This window comes from Ruegeria sp. C2 (genome assembly GCF_056537765.1).
On the sequence record NZ_JBQFRZ010000010.1, the window covers coordinates 1 to 24359 of the forward strand.

General features: G+C 52.4%; 24 protein-coding genes and 2 pseudogenes. 18 read left to right on the forward strand and 8 right to left on the reverse strand.

The features are described 5' to 3' along the window. The coding region (locus tag ACR0IV_RS19275; RefSeq protein WP_480734424.1) for a helix-turn-helix domain-containing protein at positions 1-1253 on the forward strand (1253 nt) is incomplete at its 5' end. A 208-nt stretch (positions 1254-1461) separates the two neighbouring features. After that, a complete protein-coding gene (locus tag ACR0IV_RS19280) occupies positions 1462-2415 on the forward strand; it encodes a LuxR family transcriptional regulator (protein WP_480660452.1) in 954 nt (317 codons plus the stop codon). 286 nt (positions 2416-2701) lie between these two features. On the opposite strand, the pseudogene ACR0IV_RS19285 reads toward ACR0IV_RS19280, so the two are convergent. Then, positions 2702-2788 (reverse strand): annotated as a pseudogene (locus ACR0IV_RS19285) (transposase); the annotation flags it as partial. Positions 2789-3119: 331 nt separating this feature from the next. On the opposite strand from ACR0IV_RS19285, the gene ACR0IV_RS19290 reads away from it, so the two are divergent. From ACR0IV_RS19290 to rfbC, 14 genes are all read left to right on the forward strand, one after another. Next, the gene (locus tag ACR0IV_RS19290; protein WP_480734430.1) at positions 3120-3455 is read left to right on the forward strand and encodes a MarR family EPS-associated transcriptional regulator; all 336 of its coding nucleotides are present in this window, start codon (positions 3120-3122) and stop codon (positions 3453-3455) included. A 301-nt stretch (positions 3456-3756) separates the two neighbouring features. Beyond that, positions 3757-4902 (forward strand): hypothetical protein, encoded by a 1146-nt coding sequence (locus ACR0IV_RS19295; RefSeq protein ID WP_480734425.1) that lies wholly within the window; start codon positions 3757-3759, stop codon positions 4900-4902. After that, positions 4899-6065 carry a glycosyltransferase family 4 protein gene (locus ACR0IV_RS19300; RefSeq protein WP_480660448.1) on the forward strand — a complete coding sequence of 389 codons (1167 nt, stop codon included), beginning with the start codon at positions 4899-4901 and terminating at the stop codon, positions 6063-6065. Before ACR0IV_RS19295 ends, ACR0IV_RS19300 begins: the two co-directional genes overlap by 4 nt. 199 nt (positions 6066-6264) lie before the next feature. Next, positions 6265-7053: an FkbM family methyltransferase gene (locus ACR0IV_RS19305; protein WP_480692825.1), complete on the forward strand. Its 789-nt coding sequence runs from the start codon at positions 6265-6267 to the stop codon at positions 7051-7053. A gap of 154 nt (positions 7054-7207) precedes the next feature. After that, positions 7208-7363 carry a hypothetical protein gene (locus tag ACR0IV_RS19310; RefSeq protein WP_480660444.1) on the forward strand — a complete coding sequence of 52 codons (156 nt, stop codon included), beginning with the start codon at positions 7208-7210 and terminating at the stop codon, positions 7361-7363. Between the two features lie 31 nt (positions 7364-7394). After that, a complete protein-coding gene (locus tag ACR0IV_RS19315) occupies positions 7395-8636 on the forward strand; it encodes an MATE family efflux transporter (protein WP_480660442.1) in 1242 nt (413 codons plus the stop codon). Between the two features lie 303 nt (positions 8637-8939). Then, on the forward strand, positions 8940-9596 hold the full coding sequence (locus ACR0IV_RS19320; RefSeq protein WP_480660440.1) for a hypothetical protein: 657 nt from the start codon (positions 8940-8942) through the stop codon (positions 9594-9596). Beyond that, a complete protein-coding gene (locus ACR0IV_RS19325) occupies positions 9593-10216 on the forward strand; it encodes a hypothetical protein (protein ID WP_480660438.1) in 624 nt (207 codons plus the stop codon). The genes ACR0IV_RS19320 and ACR0IV_RS19325 overlap by 4 nt, the downstream gene beginning before the upstream one ends. After that, positions 10207-10647 (forward strand): PssD/Cps14F family polysaccharide biosynthesis glycosyltransferase, encoded by a 441-nt coding sequence (pssD, locus tag ACR0IV_RS19330; RefSeq protein ID WP_480660436.1) that lies wholly within the window; start codon positions 10207-10209, stop codon positions 10645-10647. Before ACR0IV_RS19325 ends, pssD begins: the two co-directional genes overlap by 10 nt. Positions 10648-10776: 129 nt before the next feature. Further along, complete coding sequence (locus ACR0IV_RS19335) at positions 10777-11271, forward strand: glycosyltransferase (RefSeq protein ID WP_480660434.1); 495 nt, start codon at positions 10777-10779, stop codon at positions 11269-11271. Continuing rightward, positions 11268-12407 (forward strand): glycosyltransferase family 4 protein, encoded by a 1140-nt coding sequence (locus ACR0IV_RS19340; RefSeq protein ID WP_480660432.1) that lies wholly within the window; start codon positions 11268-11270, stop codon positions 12405-12407. Before ACR0IV_RS19335 ends, ACR0IV_RS19340 begins: the two co-directional genes overlap by 4 nt. A 9-nt stretch (positions 12408-12416) precedes the next feature. After that, entirely contained in the window at positions 12417-13592 is a 1176-nt protein-coding gene (locus ACR0IV_RS19345) for a glycosyltransferase family 4 protein (protein WP_480660430.1), read from the forward strand. A 91-nt stretch (positions 13593-13683) separates the two neighbouring features. Next, positions 13684-14397 (forward strand): glycosyltransferase family protein, encoded by a 714-nt coding sequence (locus ACR0IV_RS19350; protein WP_480660428.1) that lies wholly within the window; start codon positions 13684-13686, stop codon positions 14395-14397. 83 nt (positions 14398-14480) lie between these two features. After that, positions 14481-15041, forward strand: a complete 561-nt coding sequence (gene rfbC, locus ACR0IV_RS19355; RefSeq protein ID WP_480660460.1) for a dTDP-4-dehydrorhamnose 3,5-epimerase — start codon at positions 14481-14483, stop codon at positions 15039-15041. 119 nt (positions 15042-15160) lie between these two features. On the opposite strand, the pseudogene ACR0IV_RS19360 reads toward rfbC, so the two are convergent. Then, a pseudogene (locus ACR0IV_RS19360) lies at positions 15161-15607 on the reverse strand (integrase core domain-containing protein); the annotation flags it as partial. A 207-nt stretch (positions 15608-15814) separates the two neighbouring features. Here ACR0IV_RS19360 and ACR0IV_RS19365 point away from each other — a divergent pair. Further along, positions 15815-16114: an acyl-homoserine-lactone synthase gene (locus ACR0IV_RS19365; RefSeq protein WP_480734426.1), complete on the forward strand. Its 300-nt coding sequence runs from the start codon at positions 15815-15817 to the stop codon at positions 16112-16114. A 973-nt stretch (positions 16115-17087) separates the two neighbouring features. Here the strand turns inward: ACR0IV_RS19365 and ACR0IV_RS19370 are convergent. Next, entirely contained in the window at positions 17088-17486 is a 399-nt protein-coding gene (locus tag ACR0IV_RS19370) for a cupin domain-containing protein (protein WP_480660424.1), read from the reverse strand. A gap of 261 nt (positions 17487-17747) precedes the next feature. After that, a complete protein-coding gene (locus ACR0IV_RS19375; RefSeq protein WP_480660422.1) occupies positions 17748-18281 on the reverse strand; it encodes a putative pterin-binding protein in 534 nt (177 codons plus the stop codon). Between the two features lie 786 nt (positions 18282-19067). Here ACR0IV_RS19375 and nusG point away from each other — a divergent pair. Then, positions 19068-19580, forward strand: coding sequence for a transcription termination/antitermination protein NusG (nusG, locus tag ACR0IV_RS19380; RefSeq protein WP_480660421.1), 513 nt, complete (start codon positions 19068-19070; stop codon positions 19578-19580). A 1081-nt stretch (positions 19581-20661) separates the two neighbouring features. On the opposite strand, the gene ACR0IV_RS19385 is transcribed toward nusG, so the two are convergent. The 4 genes from ACR0IV_RS19385 to ACR0IV_RS19400 are packed head-to-tail and all read right to left on the reverse strand — an operon-like array spanning position 20662 to position 24345. Continuing rightward, a complete protein-coding gene (locus ACR0IV_RS19385) occupies positions 20662-21534 on the reverse strand; it encodes an isocitrate lyase/PEP mutase family protein (protein ID WP_480660419.1) in 873 nt (290 codons plus the stop codon). A gap of 7 nt (positions 21535-21541) precedes the next feature. Next, positions 21542-22816 carry a TRAP transporter large permease gene (locus tag ACR0IV_RS19390; protein WP_480660417.1) on the reverse strand — a complete coding sequence of 425 codons (1275 nt, stop codon included), beginning with the start codon at positions 22814-22816 and terminating at the stop codon, positions 21542-21544. Next, complete coding sequence (locus ACR0IV_RS19395) at positions 22813-23310, reverse strand: TRAP transporter small permease (protein WP_480660415.1); 498 nt, start codon at positions 23308-23310, stop codon at positions 22813-22815. Before ACR0IV_RS19395 ends, ACR0IV_RS19390 begins: the two co-directional genes overlap by 4 nt. A gap of 54 nt (positions 23311-23364) precedes the next feature. Beyond that, positions 23365-24345, reverse strand: coding sequence for a TRAP transporter substrate-binding protein (locus ACR0IV_RS19400; RefSeq protein ID WP_480660413.1), 981 nt, complete (start codon positions 24343-24345; stop codon positions 23365-23367). Positions 24346-24359 lie beyond the last annotated feature (14 nt).

The window sequence follows — 24359 nt, forward strand, 5'->3', positions numbered from 1 at the left end:
CAATCTCCTCTGGCTTCGGTCGTTTGTTTGCCATGTGTTTCCTCCGTTTTCCTAAACATAGCGGAGGACCACTTCAGTGGGGGAAGACCAGCTACGCACAGATCAGAGGTGCATCGGCGCAGTGTATTCGCACCATTGAAATCATCATCGACATGATCTCTCCATCCGCGTTTCGCGACCCATCTCAAGAACCTTTTTGCTATGCCCGTCAGGAAACGCTGATTGCTGGGCGCGGTTTGACAGATCGGACGATCCACAACCACGAACGCGAACTGGAAGCCATTGGCCTAATCGAGCGCAGGCTTAGCGCCAATGGGGCGCGATGCAAGCGCAAAGGGCTTGGGCTCTATCTGACCCCTGCCCTCAACATTCTGCCCGAGATGCTCGACGCTCAAGCGCAGATCAGGGCTGAGAAGAAGAAACATGACGCGCTGCGCGGAGATCGGTCGCGCCTTTACCGATATGTAAAACACAGCCTGACAATGCTGCTTTTACTCCCCTGCCCACCTGAAAGCGCCGAAGATATGATGGATGAGTTTCGGTCCTGGCCGCGTGCTGACAAGCTGAAATACATGTCCCTGGATCGGCTCAGGTCGCATGTTCAGGCCGCTCATAACCTTTGGGAAAACATCGAAGAGCATGTCGCTAAACCCGGTGAAATTTCGGGTGGGCCCGAAGCTTGTTTCGGGTCTCATATACAAGATCAAATTGAAGAAAAAATTCTGTCCTGTAACACCGATGGCGAGAGGTTAATGTCCTCGGCTGACGCCTCGGAACCACATTGTTCTGGCTCCGGGCCTGATGGCCCTGCGCATTGCTTAGAAAGCAATTATCCGACGGATGCGGCGGCGCACAAAACCCAAAAGCTGCCTAGGGTGAATAACCGTATTCTGTACGAATTAGCATCGCCTGAACTACGCATGCATATCGATATCGCAGGAGGTGGCGATCAGAACCCCAGCCCCACACTCTACGCGATTGAAACCGGCATTTGGTCGCGATTGTCGCAGATCGGCACCAATATCTCCGCCTGGCATGAGGCTATCAATCGAATGACTCTCATGGGCGCGATCCTGGCTGGATTGATCACAGACGCAAGGCTGAGCGATCCACGGCTGCCGTCAGTGGTTAATCCGGGCGGATATCTGCGCGGCATGGTGAAAGCTGATGAACAAGGAGAGCTGAACCTGATTTCCAGCTTCATGGGGTTGTTGGCGCGAAGAGCAAGAGAGGAGAAAGACGGGCTTCCGTAAGACCACAAGAACCGGATTTAGCCGTGTCGGCTTATGCGCTGCCAGCTTCTCAATTTCATGTGTCTCATCGGCAGGTTTCCGCTCTGTTTCCGCATCCAGAACAGAACTGTATTCGTATGTGTGATTGGCTACGGGAAATCCCGAGTAGTTTGTTCAGCTTTAGGTTGCTATGCGGCCCCGACGGCAACGCGGAACAGAAAGACGATCAATGAAAATCGCAGATATTGGCGGCTCTGAGCTAGATTTCAGGCAAACCGGGGAGGCACGCCTTCAGGAGATTTGCCACAGGTTTGGATTTGAAAACGCCTCTTACGCCCATATCGATAAATCGCAAAACATCGTTCACGGCTGCACCACGTTTCCAGCTGAATGGACCAGACACTATGTCGAAAACGACCTGATCCTGGCCGATCCCCTAATCCGGTTCGGTGCCACTATGATCGCTCCGATTGATTGGACAGCATTCGAAAACCAATCCGACTATGCAGCGCTTTTTGAGGCAGCCAGACGGTTTGGCGTTGGTCGCAACGGCCTGACTATTCCAGTCATCAATCCTTTTGGTGAGCGCGGCGTTTTTACCGTCACATCCAATGCACCTCGCGCCGAATGGGAGGCACTGATCGCGACAATGCTCCCTGCCCTGCGCCACGAAGCCCAGGTATTGCACCTGCTTGCGCTGGACGTCATTGAAACCGTCTTCAACTTCCCCTCGGATTCCCTGTCAGGTGACGAGCTGGATGTTCTGAAGATGCTCGCGTCGGGTTTGATGCCGTCTGTCATTGCCCGGCAAACGGGCAAGTCCTCCAGAACAGTGGATGCGCTGATATCTTCGATTACGACCAAGCTGAAGAGCCGGACGATCGAACAGGCGGTTGCGCGTGCAGTCAGTACTGGATTTCTCAAGTGGAGCGATTTTTTTGCCGATCCCGTGGCAGAACTGGTCGATATGGAACACCAGACACTCTGCGGCGGGATCGTCCGTTGGTCTGGTAGATCTCACGAATTGATCGCATTCGAAGAAAGCCGGCTTGTACGAAGCCTCGATAGCTTCCAATCGGTTCAGGTCGAAGATCTGGTAGTGGACTTTGGCCTAAACCCAGCAGAAATTGCCGAAGTGGTCGGAGGCTCATGCGATCATGCCCTATGGATCAGATTTCTGTGAACCAGGTCGGCGAAGCCCTCTTCGCTCTATTAATAAGTGCGGATGTGCGGACTTCACATAATTTCACTTATGAAGTGTAGCGGTGAAGCGGCAAAGTTAAAATGTCACCCATGTGCAGTTCAGGAATGTCGATCTACCTTTGATTATCAATGAGTGTGAGCGACATGGGATGGATGGTTATTAGAGAGCGCGAGCTAAACCGCGTGAGAGTTTTGGTGCAGGTCGATGAAGGTCTTCTGAACGTCGATTTTGCAGCAAACATACTAGACTTGGCACAGCGTCAGATACGGCACACCTCTGCCGTCGGCATCCCGGCTTCCTGTTCTTTTATCATCCCAATAATCTGGGCTTCCGTGAAACGGCTCTTTCGCATTCGTTTGCTCCTTTACAAGGTTGAGCAAACTCTACATCTGATCGAGGGAAGTATCGGGGGGGCAGGTCAAGCCCAAGAAGCCTTTCACCAGGGCAAGGCTCCGCTAAGATCTGCGCCTAATCCATAAATCGACCTCTGTGGTAGGAATGAGAAAAACCACTTGAATCTCTGAATTTTCCTCTTGTTCGCTTGCGCAGCATTTGCTACCGCTCGAAGTTGAACGATGTTGAACCTATCCTCATCATCAACGTTGCATCCAACAAGGCGCCCAGCGGGCAGACCTTGTGCGGTAGCCTGAGAAAATCTCAAAATTACCAGCAAGCGTACCAAGCTGCAGGAAGACACGCATTTTCGAGTGCTTCGTCTTCTGCAAGAAAACCCTGAGATGTCACAGCGTGAACTCGCGGCTACCGTTGGAGTAAGTGTCGGTGGCATGCACTACGTGCTGAATGCCCTGATTGAGAAGGGATTGGTGAAACTCGGAAATTTCACAGCAGCAGAAGATAAGCGGCGATACGCTTACGTGCTAACCCCGAAAGGTATCAAAGAAAAATCACTGACCACCGGCAGATTTTTGAAACGCAAGCTGGCTGAATATGCGGCTCTCAAGGAGGAAATCGAACAGCTTCGAGATGACCTAAAAAAGAGCAGGCAATCGATTGATTAATTCTATTTTTCAACATCCTACGCACTACGCAGGCGAGACCCCGCGGGTGCCAGAGCACTACTACACAAGATCCGGAGCACGAAAGCCGATCGGTTTTTGCAATACCTTTCTCAAAGTGCGTGAGACCTCTGGTGGTTGTTCTAATTCTATCTCGAGGTCAGGTTTATCCATAGCGCTGCGCGACCAAATCGGCGCATGTTTAGCCCGAATTTCAGATGCCACCTAACTGTGTCATCCTGAATTTTGTGAGAAAGGGTCCGGGTCAGTGACATCATACGCGCTAAATCGGTGGTTGATAGCGTTGATTGCCGGCATCGCCCTGAATGCAGGGATTATCAATCTGAGCTACTTCATTGGCGGCGGCAATACGCTTCCATTACAACTTATTCTGGGCATCGCTTCATTCTTTCTGCTGTTCCGTATCAAAGCTGTTTCAATTGAAGTAGTCTGCTTGTCCGCGATCGCGCTGTTATCTATTGTGCTTTTCAATTTTTCCGATCCTACGTCATTAATAACAAACCCAAGCATTCCGCTGTTTGTGCTAATGACCACACTCGCGGGCACCGATCTCCGAACCCGCAATCAACAAACACTCGCTCGCACCGCCATAGTTGTTTTAGCCTTTCAACTCTTTTTACATATTTATTTCAATTTGACCTTTTCTCCAAGTGACTCATTAACTGGAAGATCTAAGGGTTTCGGCTCAGGCACGACTTACGCGCTGATGGCCGCCACTTTGCTCATCTATCTCACATCCATGCTTGCTCAACGGCGGCTCCATCTTTTTGCGTTTTGCGGGCTGGCAGTTGTTCCTTTGTGGACAATTCTTTTGACCCAATCGCGAGGTGTTTTCCTCTCATTGGTTATCATTCTCGTTGTGAAAAATCTCTTTCGGATGCGGTCTTTATTTAAGCTATTGGCTTTAGCCGCCGCGGCGGTATTCATCGTCGTCCTTAACCCTAATCTTCTGGAAAACGTTTCGTTTTTTCATCGATTCCAAATAGGTAGTGATTGGGATTTAAACGCCTTTTCCAGCGGGAGGCTAGAAGCTCAACTCGTGATCATGAACTGGATTTCCTCAGAACCCAGTCTTCTCTCATTGCTGTTGGGTGCGGAAGGGCTCAATGGCATCAAGACGCTTGCCAATCAGGGAGTAGAATTCCCGCATCTTGACCTTCTATATCTAGTCTATGACACGGGCTTCGTTGGCGTAAGTCTATACCTCTTTTTGATGGTGTTGCTGCTAGTTCGAACTCAGTTCGATAGTTACATACTACTATTCTTTCTTTCCGCACTTCACACCAACATGGTTCTGTCGCCAGTATTCTTGATACTTTCGATAGTATTGCATCATGTGAACCGACAGACACTGCAGACCATCGGCCCGACCATCGTACGTCTTCAAAAGTCACGCCCCAGCCATTCCTCGAGCTTTGGGACTTCATGACATTCAAGCAAGACCCAATGCTGGTTTTTGTCTACCAGACCAATCCATTCGTAGAAGGGCAAGGTGGTGGCGTCCGCTATGTTCGACAATTGGTGTCGGCGATTGAGGAGAATGGCAGCCAGTTAGTATTTTTCGGTGCTGGCGGCAAAGCGGAAACGCGCGGCAATATCCGCTACATCCCAGTGGCTAAAAGTACCGAGAATACGCTCCTTTTTATGATGAAGTGTGCCTGGGCAAGGTGGCGCTATATCGGCTCGCGGGATGCCGTGGTGCACGTTCATCGCTTATATTTTGCGCTGCCGTTTCTCGGTCGTTCGATCAAGTGCCTCGCCACCCTGCATGGGCGAACTTTCACCGTGTTCCCAGAACGCTACGGCCCAACGTTATCGCGCATAGTTTTCCCCCTGTTCAAAGCCATAGAGGGCTGGCTGTTGTCTCGTGTTGATCGGATAGTGGCGGTAAGTACGGATGTCCATGACCAGTTCCAAACACGTCATGGAGACCGAGTGTTGTCTTCCGAGATCAGAATCATACCGTCTATGGTCGACCTCTCGGAGTTCCGGCCAAAGGACAGCAGCTATTTTACCGACCGTCTGGGCAATCATCCCGTTTGCTTGTTCGTCGGGCGTTTGGCCGCGGTCAAGAACCTCCCCCTTCTGCTAGAGGCATGGAATATTGTTGCCAGACGCAACTCTAACGCTCGGCTCGCAATCGCAGGAGACGGCGAGCTGAGCGACCAACTGGAGCGCTGGATCGAGCAGATGGACAATGCGACCAGCGTGACCAAGTTGGGTCAGGTCTCGCCATTGTCAGTAGCGGACGCGATTTCCGGGGCAAAAGTGCTGCTATTGACATCACATCATGAAGCCTCGCCAACAGTTGTCAAAGAAGCGTTATCCTGCGGCATCCCGGTTGTCAGCACGCCCGTTGGAGACGTCACCAGCGTTATTGACGACGGGCGCACAGGCAGGATTGTCCTGCCAGATGCAAACAAATTAGCTGAAGCCATCACTGAAGTTTTGGATTGGGGGTCTACCAAGAAGGAAATTGCAACAGCCGCTCACGAGACTCTAGAACGGTGCTCCCCCTCCAGGGTCGCCGATGCGTATCTTGCCATTTACGAAGAGCTTGGGTTCACGCCAACACCTAGATTGAAGAATTAATCACTGCTTTTTCGAGATTGAGAGGCGAGACTTACAGCTTGAAAAACTGGCAACTCAACATGAATTAAACGGACCAACACCCTCTCAAGCCCACTATCAACCCTTCACTCTATGAGAAGAAAAAGCAAAAATGCTACAGAAGTTAGCGACACTACTTGCCCATTCATATGCTCTCCACCCCTACCGAGGGTATGGACGCTTGAACAATGTAATTTCAAGAATTGTGGGCCAGCAGATTGTGACCCGACGGATCCACAACTTCGATTTTTCGTTTGAATTATTTGACCCGTACTGGAATCTCTTGCTTGCAAAAAACTTCATCTACGAGCCGGAAGTAGAAGCATTTTTACGGCGCCAACTTGATCAGAATCCTATTTTTGTAGACTGCGGAGCAAATTACGGATTTTGGACACTTTTCGCGCTTGGCCACCTTGATGATGGTGATTGCATTTCAATTGAGGCGTCACCAAAAACATTTGAACAACTGAAACGCAATGTTGAACTAAACGATAGGCACCCACGCCTCATCAACCGCGCCATCTCATCTTCACATGATGATCTTCTTAGCTTTGAAACATCGGGGCGAAATCACGCCGGAGCCTCTATTTCGGGAATCAAGAAGTTCAAAAACGCAAGGTCTACGGACGTTCGAACGACTGACTTACGAAACGTATTAAGTGACCTGCCTACAAATCGACCGTTTTTGATTAAACTCGATGTTGAAGGCGCGGAGATCGATGCAATTAAGGGATTGGGAAATCTTGTGTATGATTTACACATTACAATTGTTTATGAAGAAGTTGACAAATTTTGCGGGGTCACAACTTTTCTCCAATCACTTACAGATCAAAGGTGGCGCATTTGGAATATTGCACCAGATGGGTCCCTTGTTGAAATTGACCACCAGAGCGCTCGAGAAATCGCGTCGCGGGCCAACGGTCCCACCAATTTTGTGGCTACCAATTTTGTGGCAACGTCACAAGAGTAAGCTACGCCGGAAATTGGGTGACGTAGTCTGATCAAGCGACGCGGTTTTCGACGAAGAGGGGCGGCGGCTGGTCGACGACATTTTCTCCACGACCGGCCTCTCCAGATTAGAAGAGTGCATTCGCGCCCGATTCCCAGTAAAGAAAGACGTTACGTTGCAGCATCTGAACAAGAGTACGAACAACACAGGCCTTTATCGCGCTCTACTGGAACATGACGAAATCGTCCCGATGATCGACGAAATCTACGCTCGGGATTTTGCCGAATTCGGCTTCCAGACCGGCGTGTCGGAAGAAAACAGAGCCAAATGAAGCCGTTTCCCGCTCCGCGAAGCTGACCATTGTGACCGTTTCTCCGAAGCAACTTGTTGGCAATCCAATTATCGCATCGCTCAGTGTGCGCGGAGTGGCCATTGCGCTCAAATCGGTTCAGATCATCGTTCTCGTGCGCCTTTTTGGCTCCGAGCTTTTCGGGGTCTATACAATTGCGCTGGGTGTGTTCGGCCTCACGATGGTCTTTGCGCAACTTGGATTGGAGCATCTCGTACAGCGGGAAGCAGCATCTAGGGATTGTAAAAGCTACACTCACCTTCTGCGGATCAGCCGGTTCTTGGCGCTCCCCGGCTTGGCATCAGCCCTGGTTGCCCAAGCCATCGTGTGGAATTTCTATGCCCGCGAGGTGGCCTGGGCGTTTGCTGTTCTTGTCGTTGCAGCGCCCGTTTATGCAATCAGTTGGAACCAAATATTTGTCCTTCGTGGGTCCGGTCGGGTGAACCTCGCGCTCGTATTGTTCGAAATCATCAATCCAATAGCTCTGATTCTGGCAGCAATTGTATTCCGCGGGTCAGCGCTCGGCTTGTCTTTCGCGTTCCTTTTCGCATCAGTTGTTACGCTGGCCCTGACGACCATATATGTGAACAGGCCTCCACCGGGCGTCACGGAGGACCTTGGATCGCACGATTCTATTGGCAGTAGCGTTGTTGAAGCCCGTTCCTTTTACACCACATCAATACTCCAAGCGATACAATCATTGGCCGACGGGTTAGTGGTGGGCTTTTTCCTTCGTCCCGTAGACGCCGCCCTTTACGCGATAATCACGCGCATGGCTGGACTGGTTCTAATGCCAATCTCAATCCTCAGCATCTACATGAAGAATTTCGTCGCCAAATTTCGTGGAATGCCGTTGCCCAAAATCTGGCGCCAAATGCGCACCTTTACTTTTGCTAGCATTTTGTTGGCTGCAGCCTTGTGGGCCATATTGATGGCAATGCTACCATTTATCGGCACGATCTTCGACACCAGCTTCCCACCCGAGGCACAGTGGACCTATGTTGTGGTCATCACAACCCGAGCTTTGCAGGGTTCAGCAGCTTCTGTGAATGATACCTTGTTCATGAGTGGTCGTGAGAACTATATCACCCGCATACACACGGTTCTTCTGCCACCATACCTGTGTGTTTTGTTAGCATTCGCACCGTCTCACGGATTGCTAGGCGTGGGCTTGTCTCTTCTCGGCTATGCATTCGCCGATATTGCCGCAAAAGTCTGTGTATTGGTGGTAAAGATGAAAAACCAAACGTTTTAGACAAGTCGGCACGAGGCGAATGATCTTTGCCAGGTAACAAAGTTAATTGAGCAAATCCGTATACTCTATTGAAATCTGAGCATATTGCCCTTCGGAACCTCATCTTGTTAACTCTGCGCAACTTTGGCGATCATCGAGGGGTCTGTGCTGAAACCCACAGCAAGTGTGCTCGTGCAAAGCTGGGTATCGATGTCAGTTTCGAACCAGACAATCACTCGCTTTCAGCGGCTGTGGGTACCGATTTCTCCATATATTTCACTGTACGGAAGCACGTGTTTCGGCGCGAGTGGCTCAGAAATCAGAATGAAGGACGAGATGGCAAAACGGAAATACCAGAACGGTAATACTGCAAGTAACCTTCCGATGATTACGGTGCTCTCGTATTTCATCTTTCAGGGTATGCGCTACATGACGCCCGGCGAGCGCTGGTTCAAGATCAGCCTTACCATGATTGCGGCGCTGCTTTTGAACCTTGCTGGCCTGCAAATCCTGCTTGCACTTATTGTTGGGCACGCGCTCAATTTCGTGACTAATGGACAACTTCCCGTGATGATGCGCTACGTTGTCTCCGATGTCGGGCTCACCCGCGAAAAAGTGCGCAACGCTCTAACCAAAATGCAAACCACCGCGCCGCGCTTTGGCATAATTGACATCCTGATATACGGCAGCTTCAGCCGACATAAAATGAAATCAACGTCGGATCTAGATGTGAGATTTCAACACCGCCCTGGAGTACTTCCGTCACTCTTGGCATACTGCTACGCGACCTACATCCGGATATGGGCCAATCTGAATTTTATTCCGATCGACGTATACTGCTTCACCGAATCTGAGTTTCTGGACAGAATGCGAGAGGATGAAACTCCTGCATTGCTGTTTTCATCGCAAGACATGTGTACGAAATACCCTGACTCGCAAGATCCAATCGTTGCGCTCGAGAAGAACGCGGCGCTCCGATGAAAATCGTTCTTAGCGGACCCGACGGAAGCGGGAAGTCTTCCATCATCAAAGCGCTTTCCGCCGAGTTGAGCGAGAGCAAACCAGTGCATGTGAGCTGGCGTCGATTTGGTTTTGTTCTGGCGCGCGCTTTCAACCTGATCGCACGGCTTTTTGGGTTCAGCTATTATGAGCAGACCCCCATCGGGCCGCTTGGATACCATGACTACAGGGCCCCGTGGTCACATTTCTATATCTGTCTGGCATGGTTTGACTGCGCGGTATTCATTTTGCCCAAGTGGTGGATCATTGATCGCGTGAAACCTTGCGATGTCACCATCATAGACCGCTTTTTGTTCGATATTGTGGCCGATCTGGTCCTTTCGACCAAACAAACCCGATTTGTTCTTTGGCTGTTCCACCCCATACTCAAACCACATCAAGCCCGGAATTTTTGCGTGTTCCTGATCTGCTCTCAAGACGTCGTCGAGAAGCGCAGACCAGATATCGTCTGGGACAAGTCCTATCCCAACAAGGTGCGGATCTATACGCTCCTGCGGCGGCTCTATTCCGTGTCCGGGGTTCGTACGGACCGGATGTCGCCGAACGAAAGCGCGAAGGAGGTTCTCAAGCTGTGCGCTTAATCGGTATATCTTCTGGCGGCGGTCATTTAACCGAACTGGTCACCATCGCACGGTATCTGCCGACGCTGAGCGCGGTCATCACGGAAACAAGCGCGGCGCAGCGCAACATTGGGAGTGATATTTCATTCGTGCCGATCCGCGATCCACATCGGTCGGTTTTCGGGTTTCTTCAGAACCTAGGCCAAGCGTTTCGCTATGTCCGGCACCACAAGCCCGATGTGGTGATTTCGACTGGCGCAGGGATGACCGTGCCATTTTTTCTGTTGGCGAAGATGGCAGGCGCGGTTTGCATTTACGTGGAGACCGGGGCGCGGATCTCGACGCCCTCCATGACAGGCCGGATCCTATATCCTTTCAGTTCGTTGTTCATCGTTCAGAATGAGACCTTGCGGTCCTTCTATCCTAAAGCGGTCGTGGCCAGCATTCTTTGACCCTTTGCCGAAGACATTTTTTGGGCAGGTGCAGGCAAACCATGCGCAGAGTGCTGTCTGTCAGCTGTGATCCCGGCCCAATCCCGCCAATTGAGCTTCGCTGTTCGATCATGATTTGGACGTAACTCCATGATCCTCGCGCTTTTCGGCACCAACCCATACCCGTTCGAGCGACTGGTCGAATTTCTCGAAACGCTGGCTCGAGAAGAGGGCCACCAGATCGTGGTTCAACATGGATCGTCCCGCGCGCCTGAGGGGTGCCAGACCTTCGATTACACGTCTTATCAGGGTATTCTCGATCTGATGGCGAAAGCTGATGTTGTGGTGGCGCAAGGCGGCTATGGTAGCAGCCTTGATGCGCTGACCTTTGGTCGGCCGCTGGTCCTGGTACCAAGATCGCAGGATTTGGCGGAATCTATTGATGATCAGGTTGAACTGGTGCGTCACCTGACGGCCAGTGGCCAGGCGTTGAGCGCCCGAACCTATCCCGAATTTGCCGTGGCCATTGCGCAGGCCATGTCCACCAATACCGAAGAGTGGGGCGGCCAAGTACAGCCATTTGGTCAAGCGGTTGCACAGGCAATCCTCGACCACCTAAAGAAAAATGGAACGTTGCCAAAATGAGCGATGTCATTCGCGTCTCGCATGTCATCTGGGGGTATCTCGGCGGCGGTGTCGACAGTGTTCTGGACAGTTACCTTCTGGCGGACGAATTTTTGCCGGAGGGCCTGCGTTCGCATGTGGTGATCGTGCGCCCGCCGACCATGGGGCCCAAAAAAACACCGAAGGCGTGCACCTCGTTCAACATCGTTTCACACGGAACTTCACAGCTCTTTCGCGCAGCACGTGAGACGGCACGGCATATTCAGGTAAACGGGTCAGACATCGTTTTTCTTAACGGGTTCAACGCGACCATCCTGGGCTATCTCCTGCGCGGGCTCTTGCCGGACAACCTGCCCATCGTGTCGACCTATCACGGCTCATATTTTCCCCGCACCATGGTAGAGCGCGTCAAGGCCGCCGCATTCGATCGTCTGGAGAGGAGGTTTTTCCAGCGTCACGCCAATGCTGTGATTGCGGTATCAAACCACAGCGCCGCAGTCCTAAAGCGCAATGGGGTGCCGGAGGGGAAATTGCGGGTCTTGCACAACGGTATCGCCTCCGGAACGCCTTTGATCACACCCAAAATTCATAGTATGGCACGCGGTCAGCAGGATGCCGTGAAAATTATCACGGTCTCACGTTTGACTGAGGCAAAGGGAATCGACGTCCTGCTCCGTGCGTTTTCAGGTGCCGCGCAAAAGTATCCAAAGGCAGAGCTGGAAATCGTTGGATGCGGCGAGCTGGAAGATGAGCTGAAATCCCTGGCGGTCTCCCTTGGCGTTTCGGATCGAACCCATTTCCTTGGAAACCGCAACGATATTGCCGATCTTCTCTCCGAAGCGGACATCTTCGCCATGACATCAAGACAGGAGAACCACTCGGTCGCGATCCTAGAAGCGATGCGCACGGGCCTGCCTCTAATCGTTACAGACGTTGGGGGCAACTCAGAATCCGTGAGACATGGGCAAGAAGGGTTCCTGCTGGCCGATTTGGATAGTGCGGCGGCTGAAGAGCGAATGTCCCAATTGATTGGCTCCCCTGATTTACGGGCGCGGTTGGGACAATCTGCGCGTGCACGGTTCGAAGCAAACTTTCAGTCAGGTATCATGATAGAAAAGCTACAAGGGATAATCTTTGAGCTAGTCGGCAAAGAGTGATCACGAGGCATGGCAAGGATTCTCATAGCCAGTTTCGGATTGACGGCGCGCAACACACGCTTGATGCCATGGCGTACGGTTCTGGAGGTTGCGGCGGGTCTGCGGTCTAAAGGCCATGAGGTCTTGGTCCTGTCGATTGCGGACACCAGCCACCCCATTTGCCACGAAGCGGAACATGGAATTATCACGATCCAACGCGAAGATATCGCGGTCATGCGGGAGACCCTGCACGGCTTGGTGCGCGATGCCGATTTCGACGCCATGTTCATACCCGTGAGCTGGTCGCACAACCGGATGATGCGGAAATTGCTGGCTGGAATGGCAGGCGTCCGGATCGCCTACCTGCCCGGAAGCGTTTTCGAACTCAGGCATCTGCGTCGCGCCATCGGGAAAATGCCGCTTGCGGGTCTGCTCCCCTATATCGCGCAAGCGGTGTTTCCCAAGCGCCTCGTTCGGCGCGCTCTCGACGATCTCGGCGTGCAGGCCGTCATCGCCAACTCGGACTACTCTCGTGACAAGCTTGCCCGCCAGATCACGCAGCCTGTGATGACCATTGCTCCAGGGCGCGATCCGGTGCTTGCGTCCCCCCGGGGTGAAGAACAGCGGGCCCTTAAACTCCATGCCAAAGCGCCCTTCTTCCTGTTCATGGGCCCCCCACTGCCCATTCGCGGGGCTTTCGTCCTCCTCGACGCCTATCGGAAGATCGCCGACAGCCCCGATGTGCCGCCATTGCTGTGTTTGTTCAGGTCCGACGCGCATTTGGATATGGAAAAGATCAAGGCCGATGTCGAGGGCCGCTGGTCGCACGACAAGCTGATCTTCGTGTGGTCATCCCTTGAGCCAATGGCCCTGCAAACGCATATCGACAACGCGGTGGCGATTGCGATGCCGTTCCTTGTCGTGCCGTCCGAAATCCCGCTGGCCGTCTACGAAGCAGCCGCAATGGGAAAAACCGTCATCACAACGCAACCGCATGGGACAGGCGACTTTGTGGGCAAGTTCGGCGAGACGGTCCCTGTTGGAGACCCGGACAGTCTGGCGGATGCCCTGCGGCGCACGATCGGAAGCAGGCCATCCACTGTGAATGAAAAGGCCCTGGCCGCATACCAAGATCTTGACGACTGGCAAACGACCGCACTGCGGTGGCAGGCTCTTGCGGTCAACTTGGGGATGCCGCCCAAGTGATCCTTGTCGAGTGTTCTGCCGAACGGGTGGCCGACCTTGCGCTATTGGTGAAGGGGGATCGGCCGCTGGATCCCTTCCATATCGAGGAAACATGAAGACCTACATTTCAATCGTTTCGCATGGGCACCAGCACATGCTGATGGAAAACAGCCTATTGGCGGCATCAGACGATTTCCGAATATTCGTCCGCGAAAACATCCCCGATCGAGATCGCATGGTGCCCGACGAGGTCAGCTATAGCCTCAATCTCCGCAAAGCCGGGTTCGGGAGCAATCATAACAAGACGTTCGAAACCGTGCAGCCTGATCCCGATGATTGGTTCGTCATCTGCAACCCTGACATCATCGCCACACCCGAGCAGGTTCGCCTGTTGTTATCCCAGGCGGAGGCTGAGTGCGCCCAGCTTGCGACGCCAATGCTCTGGAACAATAAAACGGACAGGTTCGACCATAATGTGCGGCCGAGAGCGCGGCTCTTCTTTCTCATGCTTTCGTTTGTTGGCATGTCTGGGCCGAGCCGCTACAGTGCCGGTCAGCTTGAAAAGCTTCAAACCTCGGATTGGGCGTCCGGTGCCTTTCTGGCCATAAAAGCCGGGCTTTTCAGAAAACTAGGCGGATTCGATGACCGCTATTTCATGTATATGGAAGACGTCGACCTTTGCCGTCGCGCCGAAGCACTGGGCGCCCGTGTCAGATATTTTGGCAATGTGCAAATGATCCACAATGCGGCGCGAGACAATAGAAAGCTGTTAAGTCGCAGCTTCCTCTCCCACCTCCGCAGCACGATGCGGTTTTTTTTCTTTTGATGACAAACAATTTGATAAGTACCCGCGCACCACTTTAGGCGCGGGTGCCTCAGGATCTAAAGGGTGAGGTACTGGTGTCCAACATCGTCTTGAATCAAACCAACATTGCGGGATTGGTGCAAATCAGGGCATCCAGATTTGGCGACCACCGTGGTTTTTTTGCGGAAACCTACAGCCAGCGGGCCTATGCCGCGCTGGGGGTGGATGCCATGTTCGTGCAGGATAACCACTCTCTCTCAGCGGCCGTGGGCACGGTGCGGGGCTTACATTTTCAGGCCCCACCGCACGCGCAGGCCAAGCTGGTGCGCTGTGGGCGGGGTGCAATTTTTGATGTGGCAGTCGATATTCGGCGGGGCAGCCCAACCTATGGCCGCTGGGCGGGCTATACCATGAGCGCAGAAAACGGTGCGCAGCTTTATATCCCGGTGGGCTTTGCCCATGGCTTTGCCACGCTCGAGCCCGACAGCGAGATTATCTACAAATGTACCGACTATTATGCCCCGGAAACCGAGGGCGCGCTGCGCTGGGATGACCCAGATATCGGTATCAAATGGCCCCTCTCCGGCACGCCGGTGCTGAGCGAGAAAGACGCGACCGCCGCGCTGCTCGCCAACTTTAACAGCCCATTTACCATTGAGGGATAAAAGATGAAGCTACTGGTCACAGGTGGGGCGGGGTTTATTGGCTCGGTGTCCATCTTTGGAGTTCTTGGAAAGGGTTGTTGTCTTCGTAACGGACGCTCTGGTTCAGATTTCGTTTGAGTTTAAGCGGCGGCCGCTTGGTGCAGCGACCTGCGGTTTCTGATTGTCTGTTCCTTGATCTCCTCACTCATTTTCAGGATCTTCACACCCCGACCGTAATAGACGCCTGCGGGTGTCAGGTTGGCCAAGCTCTCTCGGGAGCGGTGATCGTTGTAGTGATCGACGAAGACGCCGATCTGTAATTCGAAGTCGCTAGGCAAGTAGTAGTATTCCAGCAGAACTCGGTGCTTCATCGTCTGACGCAACCGCTCTATCTTGCCCTGGGTCTTCGGGTGATGCGGTGCACCGCGAACATGATCCATGCCTTTGGCATCAAGGTAGTCGGCCAAGTCGGCAGCGACGTAGGATGAGCCATTATCACTGAGCAATCGGGGCTTCTGGACGAAGGTGGACTGATCAAACCCTGATGCTACAAACGCCATCTCCAGCGTGTCAGTCGCGTCATTGGATGAGGCTGCTCACCGCCTTCGACCCTCCGCATTGTAAATTGCGGTCCTTCGAGTTGCCAATCAGCTCAAATTGCGACCGGGTGATGTGAAAAAGGAGCCTGTCAAGGGTTTTGGCCAAAGCACAAATAAGGTCATTGGTGACATTTTTTTCCTTGTGGCTGTTAGCTCTGGACAGAGAAATAACTATTTTGACTATTTTGTTAAGTCTTGTCACAACTCTTGCCGCTGCGAGCTCCAATGGAATTCATCAAGATCATAGCGTTCGACTGTCCCACTTCGAACCTCGACTACCTCTACCAGTTCTTCAGGCTAAGGGAACGCGTTTTTGTCTCCGGTTACCAGTGGGATCTGAATACAATCCGTGGTGAAGAAATCGACCAATACGATGTGTCCGACGCTGTCTATGTTATAGCCATCGACAGTGACACGGATGAAGTCATAGGTGGCGCGCGCTTGCTACCTACTACGCATGAAGCCTATTGGTCGGGGCATTCGGTCCCACGATGATAGCATCACGATCTGGGTTTGCGATCCTCGCTGGCCGGTTCCGCAGTCGGAGATCGACGCTAAGTACATGGATCAACCGGAAGTGTTCTCGAGTACAATTATTAACGCAATCCCGCAGCGGTTTAGACAGAACCTGGAGACGTCAGAGCGGTATCAGCGGCAAACTCAATGAAAACCATCAATCATCCTTGCGGAATTTACTCTTCAATTCAGCTGGTGGACCCTTGTTCTACTGTACAGCCCGGCACTCTGTGCTGGGTCGAAAACTCGGATATATGCAGGTTTACCATCGTAGCACTGTACAGCCCGGCAATTTGGGCTGGGTCGTAAACGCCTATGGCATGGCGGTGAACATCAACCGGACTACACAGCCCGTCAACTTGTGCCGGGTCGAAAACACCGTTTTTGAACAAAGTACCACGAAGGCCACTATACAGCCCGGCCTATAGTGCCGGGTCGAGAACCCAAATAGTTAACCGTTAACACGCGGAGAAACTGAACAGCCCGGCGTTTTTTGTCGGGTCGACAAAGGGTGCCACGTGAGATCTGTCATGATTGAGAGAGATAGATCTATAGATTCTTTCTAACGCGTTTGAGCACTGGCAGAAGGTCCGCAATGCGATCATTTCCAATTGAAAACATCGCAACTGCTTTTAGCAGGAGTGCTTTAGAAGAACCGATGGCGAGAAGGCTGAGGGTTGGCGGTCGATACTCAGCAACTGCTTTAGTGCGGGCTAGGTCAGACTAGTCGAACCAATCGCGCGGCGGCCTCCTACTAGCCACTTACACTATGTTCTTGTGGACGCCCGCTGGATGCACCGGCCCAGAATTTAAGGCAAACTTGAGCGTGGCACAAACATCTCCCTTAGGTTCGAATGTCCAGTTCTATGGACTTCGAACGTGGGCACATCCGTTTGTTGAAGGCTCGATCTGAGGCTTTCTCATCGTGCTGGCCGGTTCAATACCTTCTGCCTCACTCAGCAACCAGAGTTTCAAGTTCGGGTAGTAGTTTGACGCTTTCCTGTTCGTTTGGATCCGTGCGTGCGATGACCGCAACAGCAGGCTCTGTACCGTCGTTAAACGGGAGATGCGGTGTTCCCGCCGGTATATAGATCAAATCGCCTGCGGTCGTTTCCATTACATGCTCAAGTCTCTCACCCCAGTACATTTTTGCTGAGCCAGAAAGTACATAAATTGCAGTTTCGTGAGCCTCATGCTTGTGCGCTCTCGCCCGCCCACCGGGCGCAACCGTTATCAAGTGCATGCAAATCCCTTTGCTACCCACCGTCTCGTTGGCAATGCCTTCGAAATAATCGAAGCCCTGTTTGCCGGAATATGTGGTGCTGGGACGCAGTTTTTCGCAATTTTGCATAAGCCGATTTCCTATTAAGTTTCTGCATGTAGAGAGTTAGCCGGGCCAAGCTCTAAGGGCGAGAAATTACATTGACCCAACCGAGTGTTCTGCCACCAGTCTTCTAACTGCGCTAAAACACGTCAGTGGTTTGGATCAGATCGATTGCGACATGTGGATCGAACAAGGACTTTAGGTGTCCTTAGCCTTCGCTGGACAGTCCTTCCGACAAGGTGGCTAAGTGTCCTAGGGTTTTAGTGAGCGTACACGCACGGGTACTTCTCAACGAACCTCAATGTAATACACAGCCCAGACCTCAAGCGCATTGATTTCTTCATCGAGGTCTGCGTCCGATTGATCTGGGAAGATGACGATCGCAGGGCCGAATTCACCCAAGTTGAGTGGTTTTCCATCGAGATGAGTGGCGAGTATCGGCGCGTGCGTGTCTATCAACTCTGGTGAGATGTCGAGCTGATATCCGTCCAATGCCAAAGGGGCCAAGACCTTTCCATTAGCTCCCACGTGCGTTGCTAAGCTATCCAAAAGCGGCCCGGAAAATGTGCCTTTCTCACTTCCAGATCCCGGGATCGTCGCTGTGATACTGGCCTGTTCGATTTCACCAAGAGAGTCGCGGTCAAAGCCGTAGCCCTTATCAAACTCCACGCCCATCGCTCGGAAAAGCGTCACATCATCCGGCCCAATACTACTGCGATTGCTTGTCTCGATGTTTCCTCCGAAGGTGATCACCATTGGCTCTGCCCACGCCTCTGTTGTCAGAAACGTTAATAATGCGGCCAGTAACAAGCGTCTTGTCATCTGCGGTATCTCCCTCAGTCTTGATCACGTTGACTTAAACTGGCATCCCAGTTTACAGGAACCTAATAAACACATTCCGCTAGTATTAAAAGCACTTGGTTGTTGTTCAATTTTATTCTAAGACGCATCCTTGAATAATCCATCTTGACTATTTTTTGCAAGCAGGCGAAACCGAAGGTAGGACAAAAGTATCAGCGAAGGTGCCAGGTTTGATGCTAAGGCGAATAAGCCTCTTATTTACGATATTGGTTGTTCTTGGCCTACCGGTCGTAGCGCAAGACCTTGTTCTCTACAGCAATGCTGTAGACGATACATATCTCGAGTCTGGACGATCGGACGGGATTGGCAATCAAATCCTTTGGAACAGCCCCCTCGAGGAAGCCGACGGAACAATCGTAGGGACCAACGCCGGGCAGTGCGTCCGTGTCGACACTGCCGGTAATTTTGTTTGCACCATGGTGCTAGATCACACCGGCGTGGGACTACTGGTGTTCTCCGGAGTTCAGGTCGTGGAGCCACAAACGTCTAAACTTATGATTACCGGTGGCACTGGCGAGTATGCACGGGCGACCGGTGCGATCCTATCAACTCCAGTTGAGGATCGCGCGCGGTTCCGCTTCAGCATCACGTTTGATTAGTGAGCCGGTTTGGCAGTCCTTCGATATCAACACCGACCGAGAACACCATCGGGTTCCACTTTTTGTGTGTTGTGCCCGACATCAACGCTCATGGAACAGAATAGATCGATTCCGAATGTGAGCGATTAGGTTTTGATGAGGAAACAGGATGACATTCCACGATCGCAGTACAAGCTGGTTTCTGGCGCAGCTGAAGCCGAACTGCGCCAACATCGCGGATAAGAATCTCAAGCGCCAGGGCTTCAAGACTTTCCTGCCCATGGAAGAAGAGACGCGCCAGCGGGGCGGCAAGTTCATCACCGCGATGCAGCCGCTGTTTCCGGGCTACATCTTTGTGGCTTTCGATGTCGCCCGCGGTCTCTGGCGCACCGTCAACTCGACCTACGGTATAACGCGTTTGGTGAGCTTCGGCAGTGAACCGGCGGCAATACCGCTGGATCTGGTTTCACAGTTGATGATGCGCTGCGACGCAAAGGGCAAATTGCTGCCTCCGAAATTCTTGAATCCCGGTGATCAGGTAACCCTGATTAAAGGCCCTTTTGCCAACTTCGTGGCAGAGGTGGAAAAAATCGCGCCCGATCGGCGGGTTTGGGTCCTTATGGAGATCATGGGCGGTGAGACCCGCGTGGCTGTTGGTGCGGATCAGTTACGGTCCCTGTGAACCCTACAAATAACCGCAATCACATATAATACGTATCGTAATGCCTTCATGAAACTCGTTCGCAAAGCTCTACTCCCCGTTGCCGGTTTCGGCACCCGTTTCTTTCACGCCAACAACGCCATGCCAAAGGAACCTCTACCCATCGCAGACAAGACGCTCATCCAGCATATGGTCAGAGGCGCCATCGCGGCTGGAACTGATACTCTGATCTTTGGGACGGGGTGCTGTAAGCGAGCGTTCGAGTAACACTTAGACAGCAACATGGTTCGAGGCTGAATTGCGGTCTGAGCCATGGAAATTGTGTCTTACAAATCGTGTGTACCAAAACCAAACGCAACGCAGAATTTCTTGCACTGCGCCAAGGTAGTTGACCGAGGCCGTATTGGTGAACATCGTCCTGATTGCTAATGGCTTCCGAGGGACCGACCGAGGGGGTCGAAGTCGGTCCCTCCCTGCGAGTGAGCACTCGATAGTCACATCCCCAAATTCCTTATGCTTTAGGCTTTCTATAAAGTCAATATGATTATATATTTTCCTTAGCTCCAATAATATTTCGACTATCGATGTTGGGTGAGTATGAAATCTTTTGACTGCAAACACATCCATATCAACGGAGCCCTTGTTGGAGGCTATACTGTGTTATATGGGAATAAGAGTGCGTATGAGCAGTATGCTGTGGCACAATTGTGGAGTATTTCGCATCAAGCCGCCCAGTTTCGAGCGGCTTGAACTTGCCTACCTGCAAGCTGTGTAAACAACCCATCGATCATGTTCAGGCGTGGAGCCTGGATCAATCTAGAGTTGGCACTTTGCCCATGTCGGCTACCGTGTATCCTGCCTAGACAAATCACTCTGACTATATATCTTGAGCCGGTTGATAGCATGTTTTCCAGCGCTTTGCACCGCTTGTGTATGAAAACCCGTAGCCCAGTAAAGATAAGAGTTCTATCGCAAACCTCGCCCGTAATCGCCAGGTCGACTGGGTTCTTCTATATCGAGCGATCGACCCGTGACTAGCTGATTCACTGGCTAGCGAAACGGCTCGTGTAAACTATCCGGTTAACACGTCGCGGTTCGGATATCATCTGGCAGATGAAGTGTATTTCTCGGATAGTTGATAATATTCTTCGAAACCTACCCTTTGGCGGATTTCGGCAAAATCCATTCGTCCCGGGCGTTGGTCTTGGCGCATTGATCGAAGACACGTGACCATAGCCTGCATTGCGGATGCCATCAGGGAGAGCGGGTACGCAGCAATTGAGTATCCAATATCTTGAAGGACTTCATTTGGAAGATCCGGTGTTTCACCACCTTCAACAATATTGGCCATATTGGGCAGCGGCACCGCAGAGCAGATTTCACGCATTTCTGCTTCACTGCGCGGCGCTTCAACGAACATGATGTCTGCCCCAAGTCTTGCGAAGGTATCCGCTCGTCGGAGCGCTTCGGTAAGGCCGTGTTCATGACGAGCGTCAGTGCGCGCGAGAATAAGAATGTCACCACCGTTTTCTCGTAACTCTTGTCGGGCATCAACTGCTGCACGGATACGGTCAAAAGCTTCATCTCTCGCAACAACGGCCTTTCCCGGCGTATGCCCGCAACGTTTAGGCGCGAGTTGGTCTTCGATCATGACTGCGGCGCATCCCGCTCGGGCAAATCCCTTCACAGTGCGTTTGACGTTCATGGCATTTCCATAACCAGTGTCCCCGTCGCCAATCATTGGAATACTGGTAGCGTTTGTAATATTGCTGGCTTGATCGACTACCTCACCGTAGCTCATGAGTCCCAAGTCTGGCTCGCCAATCCGACTGGCTGAGGCGGCGAAACCAGACATAAAGGTAAGGTCATAGCCCTCCTGCTCGATCAGTTTCGCGGACAAGGCGTCAAAGCAACACGGCATGACGTGGCATTGGTCTTTTTCGAGAAGATTACGCAGCTTTTCGGCTTGGGTCATACCGCTATCACCATTTGAAAGGAATATAGAGTGCTAAGTCTGGCACTAGGTACAGTATCGCAACGGTAACCAGCATTAATGCAAGGAACGGCCAGACGCCACGTGCGACTTCTCCAAGGGACACGCGAGCGACGGCTTGTATAACATATAGGTTCAACCCAACGGGCGGTGTGATCAGTGCGCATTCCACCATGATCACCATGAAGATGCCAAACCAGATGGGGTCAAAACCCAAGCCCATGGCAGCAGGCAGCAAAACCGGTGTCATTATCAAGATCATGGACAGCGCTTCGAAAACGAGGCCCATTAGAAGCAGCACGACACACACAAGCAGGATAAACACAAGCGGCCCATCGATATTCGCGGCAATGAAAGCCGAGATGTCCTGTGGGATCCGGTAAAGTGCAATGGCTTTGCCAAACACCTTAGCACCGGCGACAATCAGCAAAATGGCCGTCGTCGTTATTGCGCTTTCCTTCACGGCCTCCCAAAAGGCCGCCCAAGTGAGCGTTCGGAGCCAGAAAACCGTGATGAAAACGGCTGCCGTAAATCCGACCGCTGCGGCTTCAGTCGGTGTGAAGGCACCCGAATACAAGCCCAAGACAATGAGCAACGCGAGAGCAAGAGAAGGCAAAGCGCGGATCGAGGTTTGCGCGCGTTGTCGCCTGTCCGCCTTTTCAACAGGTTTATAAGTCGGCGACAGACGTGCGTAAATCATGGCGAAGACCATGAAAAGGGCTACAAGCAAGAGGCCAGGACCTATGCCGGCTAAGAAGAGCGCGATAACTGACTCTTCCGCGACGAACCCAAACACGATCATCGGGATGGATGGAGGAATAAGAATTCCGAGAGTACCACCGGCCGCGAGCAATCCATAGACGAAGCGCTTGTCATATCCTCGGCTCACCATCTCGGGGATTGCTACTGTCCCGATAGTGGCCGCCGTCGCAACAGATGAACCGGAAATCGCAGCAAAGAGACCGCAGCTTAGTATTGTCGCAACAGCCAGGCCACCTGGCCAGTGACCGACCCATGCCTGAACGGCAGCAAAGAGATCACGCCCGACACCGCCTTTTAGAAGGACGTTTGACATCAAAAGGAAGAGTGGTACTGCCAGAAGAATGAACCCATCAAGGGTGGAGAGCAGCGCCTGAGGGGCCATTAGCGGTGAAAACCCGCCCAAAAGCAGCATTCCGAGCCCTAAGCCACCCAATGCAAATGCGACAGGAACGCCAAGAAGGAGGAGCCCAAACAGACAAGCCAGAATTAGAACAATGGTCATTCGTGGCTTGCTCCCAGCGACGATACATGACCGTGCCTAAGTGACAGGAGTTCAACCAAGGCTTGGACTGTGAGGAGCCCGAACCCAACGGGAATCGATAACTCAGCCACCCAACTTGGGAGGTTTAGAAGCGATCCCGTCGTCCGACCGCGTTCCCAGCTATAGTGGAAAACATCCCATCCCCAGTAGGTGACGATGCTCGAAAACGCCATCAATATCGCCAATGATACTATGACACAGACGCGTTGCGCCGAAACAGGTAACAGCGCTGTCACGGCGTTTACTGTGATGTGGCGGCGCATGTTCAAAACCCAACCCAATGAGAGTAGGCATCCCCAAATCAGACAAAGCTGGCTGAGTTCCGCCGCCCAAATGGTTGGCTTAGTAAAGAAATACCGGGCAATTACCTCAAATGTCAGCAATGCTCCAGTCACGGCCATCAGAGAGGCACCCAGCAGGCCCGCAAATCGGGACAGGGTCGTTATGAATTGCATAGAGACAAAAACTCGGGCCGCCCGCTAAAGATCAAACAGCCCGCAGGTCCTATTTTAGTTTCCTGCAGCCGTCAGAACTCTCTGACCAGCTTCGCCCGCTGCTGCGAGGTAAGCATCGTAAACGGGCTGCGAGACGGCCTTCCACTGCTCCAGCTCGTCATCCGTCAGTTCCACAACGGTCATGCCGTTTTCTTTTGCAGCCGCGTAGGCTTCGGCTTCAATCGACGACATCTCGTCGCGCACGCTGGCTTGAGCGATAGCGGCTGCTTCCGTGATATGTCCTCTGATCTCGTCAGACAGCCCATTCCACCAATCATTGTTGACGACAACAACGAACTCTATGTCGGCATGGTTGGTCACAGTGATAGTATCCATTACTTCCCAAAGCTTGCGAGATTTTACGCCCGATACGCCTGTCATACCGACGTCGACAGTGCCACGCTGGTAGGCAAGGTACTGTTCCGATCCTGAGATGAGTGTCGGGGCGCCGCCTGCTGCTGTTACAAAATCACCAAGCGTTTTACCAAATACGCGTACTTTCTTGCCTTCCATGTCTGATGGCGTACGAATTGGTCTGCCATTCGACAACATGATCGCGCCACCGTAGGCTTGCCAGTAAAGGACTTGTCCTCCGGTTTTCTCGATCTCCGCTTCAATTGTTTCTCGCACCGCAGATCCTTCAGCGACCGCTGCACGAACCTTGTCCTCACTGTTGAGTAGGAAAGGCATATAGAAGACATCAACGACGGGCGCATCGCCAACGTAACGTGTCAATGACGCCACGCCTGCTTCAATTGCGCCTGAACCAACTGCAGCAGGAACTTCTTTGTCCTTGTAGAGCGTGGCGCTGTCGTAAATCTCAACGTCAATCGCGCCACCAGTACGCGATTCAACTTCTTGCTCGAAAAGAACCAGATTTTGACCCAGATGGCTCTTGAGCGGTAACTGAAGTGATATGCGCATTTTTTCCTGCGCAACGCCTACAGATGCAGTGAGTGCCAAGCCAGCAGCGGCCCCCAAAAGGGTTCTTAACATAGTTTCCTCCCAGA

Bases quoted from the DNA above. Each gene is read 5' to 3' on its own strand.
- ACR0IV_RS19375 (WP_480660422.1), bottom strand. From the start codon at position 18,281: ATGACAAGACGCTTGTTACTGGCCGCATTATTAACGTTTCTGACAACA.
- ACR0IV_RS19400 (WP_480660413.1), bottom strand. From the start codon at position 24,345: ATGTTAAGAACCCTTTTGGGGGCCGCTGCTGGCTTGGCACTCACTGCA.
- ACR0IV_RS19350 (WP_480660428.1), top strand. From the start codon at position 13,684: ATGAAGACCTACATTTCAATCGTTTCGCATGGGCACCAGCACATGCTG.
- ACR0IV_RS19300 (WP_480660448.1), top strand. From the start codon at position 4,899: ATGACATTCAAGCAAGACCCAATGCTGGTTTTTGTCTACCAGACCAAT.
- ACR0IV_RS19345 (WP_480660430.1), top strand. From the start codon at position 12,417: ATGGCAAGGATTCTCATAGCCAGTTTCGGATTGACGGCGCGCAACACA.
- ACR0IV_RS19325 (WP_480660438.1), top strand. From the start codon at position 9,593: ATGAAAATCGTTCTTAGCGGACCCGACGGAAGCGGGAAGTCTTCCATC.
- ACR0IV_RS19385 (WP_480660419.1), bottom strand. From the start codon at position 21,534: ATGACCCAAGCCGAAAAGCTGCGTAATCTTCTCGAAAAAGACCAATGC.
- nusG (WP_480660421.1), top strand. From the start codon at position 19,068: ATGACATTCCACGATCGCAGTACAAGCTGGTTTCTGGCGCAGCTGAAG.
- ACR0IV_RS19335 (WP_480660434.1), top strand. From the start codon at position 10,777: ATGATCCTCGCGCTTTTCGGCACCAACCCATACCCGTTCGAGCGACTG.
- ACR0IV_RS19390 (WP_480660417.1), bottom strand. From the start codon at position 22,816: ATGACCATTGTTCTAATTCTGGCTTGTCTGTTTGGGCTCCTCCTTCTT.
- ACR0IV_RS19370 (WP_480660424.1), bottom strand. From the start codon at position 17,486: ATGCAAAATTGCGAAAAACTGCGTCCCAGCACCACATATTCCGGCAAA.
- ACR0IV_RS19395 (WP_480660415.1), bottom strand. From the start codon at position 23,310: ATGCAATTCATAACGACCCTGTCCCGATTTGCGGGCCTGCTGGGTGCC.
- ACR0IV_RS19320 (WP_480660440.1), top strand. From the start codon at position 8,940: ATGAAGGACGAGATGGCAAAACGGAAATACCAGAACGGTAATACTGCA.
- ACR0IV_RS19340 (WP_480660432.1), top strand. From the start codon at position 11,268: ATGAGCGATGTCATTCGCGTCTCGCATGTCATCTGGGGGTATCTCGGC.
- ACR0IV_RS19280 (WP_480660452.1), top strand. From the start codon at position 1,462: ATGAAAATCGCAGATATTGGCGGCTCTGAGCTAGATTTCAGGCAAACC.